The 13353-nt window shown below is 54.3% G+C and carries 7 protein-coding genes; 1 reads left to right on the forward strand and 6 read right to left on the reverse strand.

Going from position 1 to position 13353, the window contains the following annotated elements; genetic code table 11:
- Window positions 1-250: 250 nt before the first annotated feature.
- From SFUM_RS02090 to SFUM_RS02100, 4 genes are all read right to left on the reverse strand, one after another.
- The gene (locus SFUM_RS02090) at window positions 251-550 is read right to left on the reverse strand and encodes an AbrB/MazE/SpoVT family DNA-binding domain-containing protein (RefSeq protein WP_011697282.1); all 300 of its coding nucleotides are present in this window, start codon (window positions 548-550) and stop codon (window positions 251-253) included.
- 369 nt (window positions 551-919) lie between these two features.
- Window positions 920-1405: a hypothetical protein gene (locus SFUM_RS22830; RefSeq protein ID WP_150109408.1), complete on the reverse strand. Its 486-nt coding sequence runs from the start codon at window positions 1403-1405 to the stop codon at window positions 920-922.
- Between the two features lie 215 nt (window positions 1406-1620).
- Window positions 1621-5064, reverse strand: a complete 3444-nt coding sequence (locus SFUM_RS02095) for an Eco57I restriction-modification methylase domain-containing protein (protein WP_011697283.1) — start codon at window positions 5062-5064, stop codon at window positions 1621-1623.
- 1 nt (window position 5065) lies between these two features.
- On the reverse strand, window positions 5066-8260 hold the full coding sequence (locus SFUM_RS02100; protein ID WP_041441445.1) for a helicase-related protein: 3195 nt from the start codon (window positions 8258-8260) through the stop codon (window positions 5066-5068).
- 902 nt (window positions 8261-9162) lie between these two features.
- Here SFUM_RS02100 and SFUM_RS02105 point away from each other — a divergent pair.
- A complete protein-coding gene (locus SFUM_RS02105; protein ID WP_011697285.1) occupies window positions 9163-10083 on the forward strand; it encodes a prenyltransferase in 921 nt (306 codons plus the stop codon).
- Between the two features lie 445 nt (window positions 10084-10528).
- Here SFUM_RS02105 and SFUM_RS02110 read toward each other — a convergent pair whose 3' ends face one another.
- Window positions 10529-12283 carry a YcaO-like family protein gene (locus SFUM_RS02110; protein WP_011697286.1) on the reverse strand — a complete coding sequence of 585 codons (1755 nt, stop codon included), beginning with the start codon at window positions 12281-12283 and terminating at the stop codon, window positions 10529-10531.
- An 88-nt stretch (window positions 12284-12371) separates the two neighbouring features.
- Window positions 12372-13259 (reverse strand): ribonuclease D, encoded by an 888-nt coding sequence (locus SFUM_RS02115; protein WP_011697287.1) that lies wholly within the window; start codon window positions 13257-13259, stop codon window positions 12372-12374.
- Window positions 13260-13353 lie beyond the last annotated feature (94 nt).

Consider the following 13353-nt stretch of genomic DNA (forward strand, 5'->3'; position numbering starts at 1 on the left):
CAAAGCGCCTGGGGTCATTTCGGCGAGATCGGCCAATTCCTACATAAAGGACTTGATCCATGTGGGACTGCGACGGTGGAGTCTACGCAAACGGGGATAAAGGAGCACCGCTTTTACTTCGGCCAGGATAGCCGGAGAAACAAGGGCTGGACAGCGTTCCGCCGTACCGGCTCAAGAATGTGACCCGGATTGGATGCGGGCTTGAGTATCGCGCTCACCAGGACGTTGGCATCCAGCACTACTCTTGGTTTCATGAGCGTCGGGGCTTCATCTTTTTGCTCGTGGCTTTCCCGGCGGCCCGCACTGCTTCAGCCAGCGCCGCATCCACCTCCCGGGGATCGGCGTCCTTGACGCTTTCCCGGATTTCCTCCACCATCCGAAAGAACCGCCCTTTGGAGAGTTCCTTGTCCACGGCGGTTTTAGGCTTGATGGTCATTCCTCCTTGGCTCAGTTTCACTTCCAAAAGATCCCCTTCTTCAATGCCCAAAGTGGCCCGCAACTTCTTGGGGATCGTGATTTGTCCGTTTCTGATCACTCTGACCAGCGGCATGGCTGTCCTCACTCCATTTGGATTTCACCTAAATTACATATTACGTAATTACGTAATAAATTACAGCAGAAAGGAGCGCCCTGTCAACGCCCCTGAGTTTCCTTTCCATATTGCCCGGTGCCCTTGAAGGGATGCTTTACCTGGCATTGGGTGGATCTTGTCATCCGAGAATCAAGGATCCGCGTAAAATAAGGATTTCATCACGAGGCGCCCGTGAGGTGCGTACTGAGAAAGAGCTAACCTGACGAATACTGAAAACGCCTGAGGGAAGGAAAATGCGTTCACTCGTATGTATGGCACGAGCAAAATTAATGCAAATAAGAATTATCTGCCACCATCTTGAATCCCTCTTAGTTCACCGACATAAAATCAATTCATTTTCAATATAAAATCTATCCAAATAGCTAATAATCCGACTATACCCAAAAAAGCAGTTGCCGACATTTTGCTAGGATATTTATGTTGACCTCTAAAACCAACATACTCGGTTCCCCAACTTCGCCATTTGGAGGAAAGAATAGGAGAGTTGCCATCAAATAGTTTAAGTTTATCTATAATCGATATTATTAGTTTTTTATGGCTGGCGGCCTTTGTGTTGTGATAGTGCTGCCAACCAATGGAATAGATAGTCAAGCCAATAACAACTATGGAAAATAATAAACGCCATGCAATATTTTGCGTTTTGAAAAGGATTTCAGTACTAGGAGACTTGAAAAACAAAGCAGCTATAATTGCCAACAATATAGATGCAGTCCAGCTAAAAATCTGGTGTTCCCGATTACGGCGATACTCCAATTCTGATTTTTGATAATTATAAGTAAACTTGAGTAATTCTTCATTATGTTCCGATTTCATAAGATGTTCCTCCGATCTACTGTATCAGAGTGGACGCTGTGCGCACGACAAATTCTCAATCCTAAGATATGCCTTTGCACTCCAAAACTGTGCAAAACCAAAAAGTTTTAATATATAAAAATAATTATACAATAATAATCCAATAATCAACTGCACTCATCATTACCACTATGTGATTGGCTAATTCCAATGTGCTCATTCCTGTGAAAAACATCTTAATTCACCCCTTCCACAATTCGAATCTCCTCGGGAGTCAGGTTGTAAAGGACATAGACAATTTGATCAATTTCCGCTTCGAGCGTGGGAACCGCAGGGCTGCCAGGGGCAGCAAGAATGGCACGAGTGCGTTCGATTATAGAGGTTTTTTGGCTATCGGAAATTAGCGAAATTGGGATAGTTTCCATATACTGGCTGAAAAAACGGACAAAGCCGCCGCGAATAGTTGAAGTGATATTGGAGTAATACCACCAGATAAATTTTGAGTTCAGGAGCCCTACAAGCCAGAGCTTGTCCGTTGGGATCATGTAAACCGTGTTGCCAAGATATGAATTGCTTTGATCCCAGCTAAACTTCGATGCTTGTGAAATATCAGGATAGATGATCTTGGTTCCTTCAAATGCCTCATAGTAGGCACATGACCTGAGTTCCCACCAGAATTTCCCCTGATCGTCACGCTTCTGCAACTCTTTTTCCCACGGTGCTAAATGCCGGTAAATCGCCGGATACGTCTCTTCGAACTGGCGAACAGCCTCAGCTTCTGTTTTTACATTCGACCATGGCCATGTTTTGTTGGAACTGCTCGCGATATTGATGACATACAATCCCGCCCATTCCGCCTTCCACTTGCGAATGTCGCGGCCACGGAGCCAAGGCTTGATAACGTCGGCACTGGCCGGATCTTCGGCAATCAACCTTTCACGCGTGGCGGCGTCAATGACAAAGGCTTTATTCAAACCTGTCAGTACCCCCCGATAGAATCGTCCTTGGATGTACTCACCCAATGGGACGCCTATTTTCTTCAGCTTCTCCATTAATGACAAGACATCCGAGCGCTCCAAATTCCAACCTTCTTTGCTGAGGGCTTTCACAGGCATGAGGAAAGCGATGTCCAAGAGGCTATCTTCCAGCTTTGCAAGCTGGGACGCATCGGTAAAGGTAGCCGTAACGGCTTTATCCCGCCCATCCGGTTTCCGCTTTTCAATCAGCAGGATGGACGGATAGGTTGTGGCATCAAAGATCGGCAGGTCTCCAAAATCGATGACCAGCCTCGGGGTTGCCCGGGTGGTCAGCAGGGTGCGGGTATTCTTTCCGTAACTGGCCCGCATGAACTTGTTGGGAGCGATGAAGCAGAGATGCCCGTTGGATTTCAGCAGGTCGACGCCGCATTTATAGAAATACGTATAGATATCCGCCGTACCACAATAGAAATCCTTGAAAATTTTTTTAAACTTGGGCTTGAGGTGTCGAATCGCCTCCTGTCGTACGTAGGGGGGATTGGCCACCACTACATCGAATCCACCTTTTGTTCGAAACACCTCGGAAAAGTTAGTCCTGAAATCCATGGTGACTTGGTATCCGAGGCTCTTTTCGGTATTCTTGAACAACCCATAGATTGCTGCATCGATGCGGTTTCTCAATTCCTTCTTCCGTTTTGGATTGACTTCCTCCAGGAACTGCTCTTTGAGTTTTTCAACTTCATCAAGTCCCATTGGCTTGTAGGGATACCCGAGAAGCGAGTCTCCACAGACGATCTTGTATTCCAGATTGGGCAGCGGCTTGATATTCTTGATATCGTCCTCATCGACGATCAGCGAGAGCCACAGCCGCAGCTTGGCAATCTCAACGGCACCGGCGTCAATATCCACGCCGTACAGGGAATGCTCGATACAGCGACGCTTCAGGTCATACGGGGTTGGCTTGTCTTCCTGAATAAAGGTGGACAGCACGTTTCGGGTTCGAACAATCTCCGTCATCATGCCCACGGGAAAAGCACCGGAGCCCACCGCCGGATCACACACCGTGATATCCGCCAGCTTCCGGTCGATCGGCCCTGCGTTCTTGCGGATGCTTTCCGGCAGCTTGTAAGAATAGGTGACGGTCTCCTTGCCCTTGTTTTCCACCCGCGCCTCATTGGCACTGACCTGTTCGCCCAGGTGGATCAGGGTTTCGATGTCTTTCCTGGAAATCTGCGGCGTCAGCTTGTACTCGATGGTGCAGTCCAGTTGGCCCCTTTTCGCTTGATTCCCGAACATCGTGGTCTGTTTTTCAAACAGCTTTTTGTGTGTGACTATGTCCTTGCCCAATTCGGTGTGCAGGTAATTGATCAGGCTCTGCCGGCACATGTAGTGGACGATCTCGCGGGGCGTGTAGTAGACGCCGAACTGCTTGTTGAATTTGTTCTCATCCCCCTTCTTGCCGCTTCTTAAAACCTGTTTGTACTCTTCAAAGTTGTCCGGCCGAATGGCGTTGAACTTTTCGTATGCTTTGCCCAACAGTTCCGGATCGATGGCGACTTCTTTTTCCAGCGGCTCATCTTCTTTGACGGTGAAATTGTAACGATCGAAAATGTCCAGGATTCCATCGCCGATGTCGCCTTCGGCGGTCCGGTTCTGGTTGGAAAAGAGGCTGTCGGGCAGGTTGATGTTGGTGTGGACCCAATCGTAATCGTCAATGGGATCGAACAGCCCACCGTTGAGGAACGGAATTTTGCAGTTGAACCGGCTGTAGTAATCATCATCGTGGCTGCGGTCGTTGCGCAGCGCTTCATAAAAAAGAGGTTCCAGGATATCGTCGAAGAAATTACCGTAACGGCCGTGCTTTTGCTCAAAGAGCTCGCGCAGGAATTGTCTCGAACCGGTTCCCCAGGGGGCATCTCGGCCCACTCCGAACCAGCCTTTCTTTTGCAGGAAGTAGAGGAAGACAATCTGTCCCAGGAGCTTTTTGGCGAAGTCCACCGTGTTCACCTGCTTGGCCTCGAATTCCGCCTCGATCCTGGGATCGCCCCGCACCACCCGGTCCAGCGCTTCCTTGGTCCGGATGAACAGGTCGCGGTATTTGAGAAAGAACTCCGTAGTGACGGTTTCGATGTTGAAGGCTTCTTCCAACTCGGCCAGCGTCGGTGTCTGTTCGTCATTGGCCAGTAGATTGATCAGTCGACTCTGGGCGGTATGGCTTTGTTCGTTGGTGCCCACCAGGAAGGACCAGCGCCGGGCCGGGGTGAACTCTTCCTTCACCTTCATCTTGCCGGTTTTCGTCTGTTCAAACCGGTAATCCATCTTCACCAGCGAAAAACGCCAGTCGGTTTCCTCCGGGGAGACGAACGCGACCAGTGCCGCGTCTTTCAGCTTGTCGCCGCGGCTGCCGTTGAGGTACCAGGCGACGAAATTCCGCTGCATGGTGCGGGCGCGTTCCAGCGAGGTTTCCTTCTTGAGCTTGATCACCAGAATATCAACGGCGTGCTCCCCGTCGTGGAATTTGCCGATACGATCCAGGGCACTGATATAAGGCTTGTAGGCATCCGGGATGTACTGCCCCTTGTAGGAAAGTGGCGCTTCCTCACAGCGATTGAGAAGATTTTTGATCAGCGTGGTAAAGCGCGTCTTCTCAAACGGCTGCTCAAATGTTTGCTTGATGAGTTTGCGTGCCTGTTGCTTATCCATGCTATTCACCGCTCAAATACATCGACAAAATGACTTCCCGCTTACCGGAGACCGACGGGTTTTGTTCGGCATAATGCCCTTCCAGGAGCTTGGGGGGAATGTGGGTCTGGAGCACTGCCAGCACCTTGAACGGATTGATCAATTCATTCTTGAGATCGTTGAGGGCTTTCAGGGTTTGTTTGACGGTCTGCTTCGGCAGCCCGCCTTCCGCCAGCTGTGTGAAGACCTTCTTGAGGAAGAGTTCCTGATCGTCGGTCAGCTTTTGGGTGTTCTTCTGCGTCACCTTCAAAATCTTGAGAAGGTTGGCGGCGCTGTCCCGGCCTCCGCCCTTGGCCCTGGGTTGAGGCAGTTCTTCCGTAGTGGCCAGAACGAACGCTTCCTTGTTTTTGTCCAATAAGTCATAAAACTGACTGGGCAGCTCTCTCTTTGCATCCTCCGATCCGCTTTCCATGAATTTAGCCGCCAGCAGGAAATCCAGCTCTTTGGCTTCCGGATGATCCGCCGCCAGGAAAAACTTCTGCAGTTTCCCCCTGCGAAAATAGGTGATGAGGGAATCGGCCTGTTCGGCGTGAGTCTTGGCGGTGCGGGCCTTCCTGGGCAGCCGCTTGATCTTTTCAAAGAGGTCCGGATGCTTGTCGCGGATTTCCTTGATAACGTGGAGATACTTCAGCTCGGTCTCTCCTTGCTCCTCATCGCCTTCCAGGGTGTGCTTGGACAGCAACCGGTCGAACAGCTCATGGGAGCCGATCGGCTCTCCTTCGGTCAGCAGTTCCGCATCGCCGCCCAGGAGGGTCAAGAAGGCGTTGATCTTGGCTTCCGCCGCCTCTCTGAGCTTGATCTGGTCATTGGATTGGGTGGTGGGAAAAAAATTGTAGGTGTGGATCGTGCTCGCCGGCGTATCGATCCGGTTGATGCGGCCGACCCGCTGCATCATGCGCGTTGGGTTCCAGGGGATATCATAGTTGATCACCGTATTGGAGCGGTGCAGGTTCACGCCTTCCGCCAATACCTCGGTGGCTACCAGAATGCGATGATCTTGCTTGGGATGGCGGGCTCGGGCATCGAAATTTTCAATCACCTTGTCCCGGGTGGCTTCCCCCGAGGCGCCGGTATAGCACAGCACCTTTTCCGGATAGTGGTGCTCTAAATTGGCAAACAGATAGTCCGCGGTTTCCTTGGATTCGGTAAAGATGATGAGATGATTCTTTTTGAGTCCGGCGTCGGTCGATAATTCATTGAGAAAAGTGAAGAGCTTGGGATCGCGTTTCACCCGGGTCCACAGCTCCTTGATCTCCAAGAGCACATCCCGGTCATGCTGGAGGTCCTGCCGCAGCGCTTCGGCAAATTCGCTGCTGGGATAACGCTCTGCCTTGCTTTCGTCGATCAGCCGCTGCACGGCGTCATCGTCATCGTTTTCCAGCAGTTCAAAGATTTTGCGGGTGTGCTTCTTGCTGACGTAAACATTGCCGTTGTCAAATTCCTTGATGAACAGCTCGTAGGAACGGAGGAACCGGTCAATCGAATTCCTGAAGGCAAAGAAACTGCTTTCCAGGCGTTTGACCAGCAGAATCTTCATAAACCGGCCCATGTTCCGCTGAGATTGTTTTTCCAGCTGGTCCACCTTGCCTTGATAATAAAGCAGGGGCATGTATCGAGCATATTTGAACTTCTGGGCAATGAGCTCAACGGTCTTGGTAAAGACCAGGTCTTCCTTCCCGTTGAGCTCGTAAAACAGCGGCACCGGTCTCTCCACCACGGGGAATTTCAGCCGCTGCTGGTGGATATCCTCGGCAAAGTATTTGACGATCTCGGTCCGGGTCCGCCGCACCATCAGGTACTTCAGCACCTTTTCCCGAATTTCCCGGGCGTTCTCTTTGACCGTGCTGATGTATTTGTCATAGTCCTTCTGGCGATCCAGGTTCTTGAGCTTCTGCTCCAGGCGGCTGAAAAATCCTTCAAGATCGGGTAGATTGGGAATCGTGCTTTTCTTGGCTTTTTGAAAGAGTTTCAGCAGGCTCAAGATATCCTTGGGCGCGTTATTGTACGGTGTCGCTGTGACCAGGATCACCCGCTTGCCCCGGCAGACCTCCGCCAGTTTCTCATAGGTCGCCGTGGTTTCCGTGCGGAAACGGTGGGCTTCATCGATGATGATGTTTTCATATTTCTCGGTGCCCCGTTTGAGGAGATCGTCGAGCTTGCCCAACGATTCAAAATCAGCAGACACGCGAAAGTCGGAAAACACATTGGGCCAGGAACCGGGATTGGTTTTCTCGAGCAGTACCGGCGGAGCAATGATCAAGGTTCGGCCGGACAGTTGCCCGGCGAGCATGGCCGAGACATAGGTTTTGCCCAACCCGACCACATCGGAAATGAAAACCCCGCCGTATTCCAGCAAAATCTTCTTGGCGTTCAAGACGGCCTGCTCCTGGTACTCCAGCTTCTTGAACTCCTCGGGCAGGTATTTGATAAACACCTCATCGGTCTGACTGAGCTCATCTTTGAAATACTCGTAGAGCAATTTCAAATAGAGTTGATAGGGCGTGATATTCCGGCTGAGCCAAGTCTTCTGTTGGATGGTCTGTACATAGCGCTCGCCGACGTCCACCGCCGATTGCCACAACTCCTCGAACTTCTTTCGGGAATACTCATAGTCACTGCGGTTTTTCAACTCCACATTGAACTCCAGGTTATCGATCAATCCGGCTTGGGTGAAGTTGCTCGAACCGGTGATAACCCTGCCAACATCTCGATCTCCCTCGCAAAAAGTCATAATATAGAGTTTGGCGTGAATGTTGTGCGACGGATAGGCCCGGATTTCCAACTTCTTGTCCTTGACCCACGCCACAAACTTGTGGACTCCGGCTTCAACGTTTCGGTTGTCTTCGGAGTCTGCGAACTCATCCTCAACGAGCTTTTCGATTTCCTCTTTGGTTTCGGCATGAGAGAATTGCATGACCTCTTGCGTGGGGCTGCCCGCTTTCACCAATAAGTCATAGGTTTGCCGGTTGGTGCTGATACCAATGAGGATTCTGACTTTTTCGGTTTTCTCCAATGAGTGATACAACGCATGGAAGCCGCTGGTATAGAAATATCCCACCAGGCAGTCAAAAAAAGAAGTGTCTTTAATGAGCACTTCAAATCGATCTCTTAAACTTTGATGCTGTTCGTTTGTAATAAAAGACAAATCAGTATGCATATGCTCAGCTGAACTTGACGAAGGTTCTTCGAAATTCTTGCTGTTTGAGCATTGCTGTTGAACCATACTGTTCCTTTCTTTCGGATTATTCTTGGCTGCAACGCGCCTTCCCAATCGGTACATTCCGGTTCTGGGATTGCCGCCGGCTCGCACTTTCTTAGAATACTCCAATCAGGTGCAAGGTGTCAAAACGAGAAAGGAAGTAGAGGTTTCTGGTTCCTTGAGGCCGTTTTCATATTGGGTCAGGCGGAATTAGCATCCCTGCTAATTCCGGCCTGGCTCGGGGTATTCAATTCCCTATTGCCTTCAATCCCCCGCAGAACGTGGTTGGAGACTATCGACGTCCGGCGGCGCCGGGTCTGGTCGGTGTGTTGAAAAGAGCCGGCCGGAATCCCGCGGACCGCGCCCGGAACACATCTTCCGGTAATGCCTGCTGAAGTTCCTAAAATGTCCTGACACCACTTTGGCCGATCTTCCCCTGCTACCGATTTGCCGGGAATTTCGGGCGCAAGCCCTTGTCCATGTCATTAATCAAACCGGTGGGGGAATCCCGGCTGGTCGAATTCGAAGAGTATCCCGTTCGCGTCCGGGCGGAAGGGCAATGCCGCCCACCGAGGCGTATTCGACGGCAAGTATCCCGTTCGCATGCGGGCGGGGGCCGTGGCTCCCATCCTATAAACAAGATCCGCCGGTTTCTCTCCGGCTTCCCGGCGCGCAATACTTTCGGTGCAGGGACAAATCCGCCCTCCTTGACATATCGCTTGCGCGTTTGACCGGAGAATCGTATGGTCTTGCGGATTTCGGCTTCGCGGCGGCGGTCATTCGGGGAAGACCCGGTCTCAAGATGCGATTCGGACGAACAGCGCACGGTTTCATGCAGTGTTCCGGGTGGAGGAGATGTCATGGGAAGACTGATACTGTGGTTCAAGGAAACGAGACCCCAATTCCTCTTTCTGTCGGTTGTTCTAGCCTTTCTTGGAACGGCGATCGCCTGGTACTACGGGTCCTTCAACCTCGGATACGCTCTTCTTGCGGGTTTCGGGCTGGTGCTGACCCACGGCAGCGCCAATGCCATAAACGATTATTTCGATTACAAGAGCGGAATCGACCTGCACGTCGTCAGGACCCCTTTCAGCGGGGGAAGCGGACTCGTCCCCGACGGGAAACTTCCGCTTGGACATGCGCTCTGGGTTGGCGTCGTCACGTCGGTAGCCGCCCTGATGATCGGCGTTTTTTTCGTGATCGTGAGCGGCTGGCAGTTGATACCGCTCCTGGTTGCGGCAATTCTGTGCCTGGTCCTGTATACGCCCGTGATATTGAGAACCAACCGGCCCGAGTGGTCGCCGGGGCTGGGGCTGGGCATATTGCCCATAATGGGTTTCTATTTCGTGCAGACCGGCCGATACGACTGGGTCGTCCTGGTCGCCTCGGTTCCCAGCGGTATCCTGGTGCACAACCTGCTCCTGCTGAACGAGTTTCCCGATGTGGAGGCGGACAGGATGGGCGGCAGGAAGACGACCCCCGTCGTGTACGGCATGGAGGCCGCCGCCCGGGTGTTCAGGATTGCGACGGTATCCGTTTATGTCTGGATTGTCGGGTGCGTGCTGTTGACCGTTGCAACCGGTCGAGTCGTGATGCCGGTCTATTGCCTGATCGCGTTGTTCACTCTGCCTCTGGCCGTAAAAGCCATGCGGGGGGCCGGGGAATACAGGGATATGAGCAGGCTGGTTCCGGCTCTGGGCACGAACGTGATGTTCATCCTGCTGACCCAGGTCTTGCTGGGGGTGGGTTACATCCTGGGAAAGATCTTCCCCATATCGTGACGGAAAGCAGTTGAAACCGGTCTCAGACCAGGTTGCGTTCAAGACGACACAACACCTGCCCGTCGGGAGGTGACGCGGGCGGGGATAAACCCCGGGGACCGTGCGGTTCCGTAGGGTGGGCACGGTTCCTCCGTGCCCACGTCAAGCCGGGTCTCGTGCCCCCGCACTCGTCATGATCGCTACGAAAGCGTGCGGCCGCCGGCCTCTTCAATGGGGGCGTTCCTCACGTCGGCTCCAGATCGTTCAGGGCGTCAAGCGCTGGGGCAAGGGTATTGGGACCGTGGGCTGCGCTGTCGCGCATCCCACCCTACGCGACTCGAAAGTTGACAAAGAACACGGTTGCTACGTTTGACCGGCACATCGGTCCTTGCATGGGCGGGTTTCGTCTCGGCCGGTGCCGCCTCGCGCTGAGCAGGCGTTGAGTGATCCTGAACGCGCCGCGGTCTCAGCTCTGCCCCGCGGCCCGCTCCCGGGCCAGGTCGGCTTCCAGCCGGTCGATGTTCTCCCGGGCGAAATCGATGCCGGGGTCCAGCTCGAGGGCGATCCGGTAGACCTTGATGGCTTCTTCCCTGTGGCCGAGGTCCCTCAGGTTGGACCCGATGTTGGCGTAGTCGATGGCCGACCCCGGGTCGAGTTCGATCGCCTTCTCGAACGCCTCGATCGCTTCGTGATGCTTCTTCAGCTTGAAATAGCAGAATCCCCGCAGATTATAGATTTCCTTGAGCTCGCTGTTGAGCAGCTCCGCGCGCTCCAGGGCTTCGAGCGCCGGTTCGTATTCTCCCAGCGCCTTGTGGCAGGAGGCAATGTGGACGTGGATGCTCGCCAGCTCTCTCGGGTCCGGTTCCTGTTCGAGCGCCTTGCGGAAAAGCGGGATGGCGGGCCCGGGTTTGTCTTCGAGCTCCAGGCCGTGGGCGAGGAAAAAGGTCAGATCGTAGCGGGGGCCGAAAAGGTTGAGCAGCCGTTCCATCTGAGCGACGACCTCCCCGGGGGCGCAGCCCCTGAGGATCGTTCGCGCCGCGTGCTGGGCGAAATCCGTGTCGCGCGTGTGCTCCAGGAAGTGGGCGCCGGGAATGACGGTGTAGACGGCGGGCACCTGCAGTTCCGGGTGCTCCACGTTGATGACCATGACTTCCATGCCGATCCGTTTCAGGGCGTCCACGCAACGCTCGATTTCGATCCGCATGTTGTCGTGCGAAAGGTCGGGAAGGGCGCTGATGGGGATCGTCTCGTGATCGTCCGTCAGGTAGCGCGCCTGGTCGAGGGAAGCGTACTTGGGCAGAGTGGGCCGGTAGGAGGTCCGGTTCTCGAAATCGCCCGCGAGCTGGGCGATTTCGGTCAGGGCTCGGCAGAGCGATTTTTCGGGGTTGGAGGTGGTCCCGACGGTGAAGACGATCTCGCTCCGGTCGGGGAACGTCGACGGGTCGTAGGCCAGCGCTCCGACGGAAGGGATCCCGGTATCCAGGGAGAAGTCCTTGAGATGCAGGACGATCCCCTGCTTTCGGAACTTGTCGATCAGTTCCACCGCGGCCGGGTCTCGAACCGAGCCGGGATCGATCGTCGGGGTGGGGCGTTCGCCGTAGCAGATGACGGACCCGACATGCCTTTCCACCACTTCGCAAAGACTTTGCAGGATGGCCTCCTCGATGGTGTTTCCGGCCGCCGGACCGTTGTACTCGTTGATGAGGTAGAACCAGTCGATGGGGATCATTTGATAAATCTTCTGCGTGAGGTTCCGGGCAACAGCCCAGCGCAGGGGAAAATCCTGGAGGAAGCTCCTCACCAGGTCGACGGGCGTGGTCTCATCGTGGATGGACCGCTTGAAGTCCTCGGGCGACACCACCTGCTGCGGCACTTCCCGGTAGCGGAGCGTGGGGAAATCGCTCTGGTGGATGAACGAGAAGAAGCTGTAGCGCTCCATGAGCTCCATCAAGGCGCTCGCTTCCGCCTGGATTGGAGAGGCGCCTTTGCCCATCTGTTTCTTGGTGCCGGTCAGGCGCGTTGCATCCGAGCCGCAAAGGCTGATGTAGACGGGAATGTCGAGGCGCCCGGTGTCGATGCGGATGGTCTTGTTCAGGATATCGACGTTGAGCCCGGACAACCGCTTCCTGACCCAGGCGACGGTGTCGTCGGGACTTCTGGCCTTGTCCTGGTCGTGGCGAAAAGCCTTGAAGCAGTCGGCAACGAATACTCGTGAGCTCATCTGCGTCTCCTGAGAACAACGCCGTCGCCGCTCACCGGGAGGCCGGCGCAGGGGCCGGTCCCGGCGTCGCGAACGATTCCCCGGGGGGTCATTCCCTGGCTTCGGTATCGTTCGAGTTGTTGTTTTGCCTGATGATCTCGATTAGAAAAGACGCCGCCTTCGGGTCGTGGAAACTGCGGGGCAGCCCCTTGATCCGAGAGATTTCATCCACGCTGTCGGGCCGAGCGTCGGCAAGGCGGAGCAAGGCCTCGTTGGACATGATGCGAAACGGTGCCCGGTCCCGCCTGCGAGCCTCTTTTTCCCGGAACATGTAGAGCGCCTTCAGGATGCTCTTCCCCGCGGCGTCAAGCGACCGGGCGCCGTTGATCTGGAGGAAGCCCCTGGGATGAAACGTCTTTTCCGGGACCTGCTGCTCGCTGGCCTTTTCGAAAGCTTCGCAGGCTTCCGCCCAGAGCTCCCGGGACTGCAGGTCCGCCGCGAGCATATGCCGGAGCGCAATCAGGTAATGGGTGTCCAACCGCGCATAATCGAGCTGGTCGGGGACGAGCGGCCGCTTCCCCCAGTCATAACGCTGCCATCGCTTGTTCAGGGAGACCCCGAAATGGGTTTCGAGGATCTTGGACAGGCCGAGCTGCTTGTAGCCGAGCAGCTTGCAGGCGATGGCCGTGTCGAAAAGCCCGTTGAATCGGAACTGAAAGTCGCGCCTCAAGCCGAGGACGTCGTTGGACGCGGCATGGAGGACCTTCTCGATCCGGGGATTTTCGAAAAGTCGTCCGAGCACGCTCAAATCCTTGAGGGAGAGCGGGTCGATGATGTAGTCCCGCTCCGGGCTCGAAATCTGGATGAGGCATACCCGGTCGAAGTAGGCGTAGAAACTGTTGGATTCGGTATCGACGGCCAGATGGCGGGCGGTGGAAAGCTGTCGCACCAGGGCATCGAGCTCGGATGGCTTTTCGATGACGACAACTGGATTCATGAAAGGGTTTCCTGTCAAATTCCGCTGTGATATTTGTATGCTGAAAGAGAGGCCGACCATGCGCAAGCGCAAAACAGGATCTCCCGATCCGGCA

This window comes from Syntrophobacter fumaroxidans MPOB, assembly GCF_000014965.1.
GTDB classification, from domain to species: domain Bacteria; phylum Desulfobacterota; class Syntrophobacteria; order Syntrophobacterales; family Syntrophobacteraceae; genus Syntrophobacter; species Syntrophobacter fumaroxidans.

What these genes read in the sequence shown, in the direction of transcription:
- SFUM_RS02090 (WP_011697282.1), bottom strand. Translation starts at nt 550, where the DNA reads ATGCCGCTGGTCAGAGTGATCAGAAACGGACAAATCACGATCCCCAAG.
- SFUM_RS22830 (WP_150109408.1), bottom strand. Translation starts at nt 1,405, where the DNA reads ATGAAATCGGAACATAATGAAGAATTACTCAAGTTTACTTATAATTAT.
- SFUM_RS02095 (WP_011697283.1), bottom strand. Translation starts at nt 5,064, where the DNA reads ATGGATAAGCAACAGGCACGCAAACTCATCAAGCAAACATTTGAGCAG.
- SFUM_RS02100 (WP_041441445.1), bottom strand. Translation starts at nt 8,260, where the DNA reads ATGCATACTGATTTGTCTTTTATTACAAACGAACAGCATCAAAGTTTA.
- SFUM_RS02105 (WP_011697285.1), top strand. Translation starts at nt 9,163, where the DNA reads ATGGGAAGACTGATACTGTGGTTCAAGGAAACGAGACCCCAATTCCTC.
- SFUM_RS02110 (WP_011697286.1), bottom strand. Translation starts at nt 12,283, where the DNA reads ATGAGCTCACGAGTATTCGTTGCCGACTGCTTCAAGGCTTTTCGCCAC.
- SFUM_RS02115 (WP_011697287.1), bottom strand. Translation starts at nt 13,259, where the DNA reads ATGAATCCAGTTGTCGTCATCGAAAAGCCATCCGAGCTCGATGCCCTG.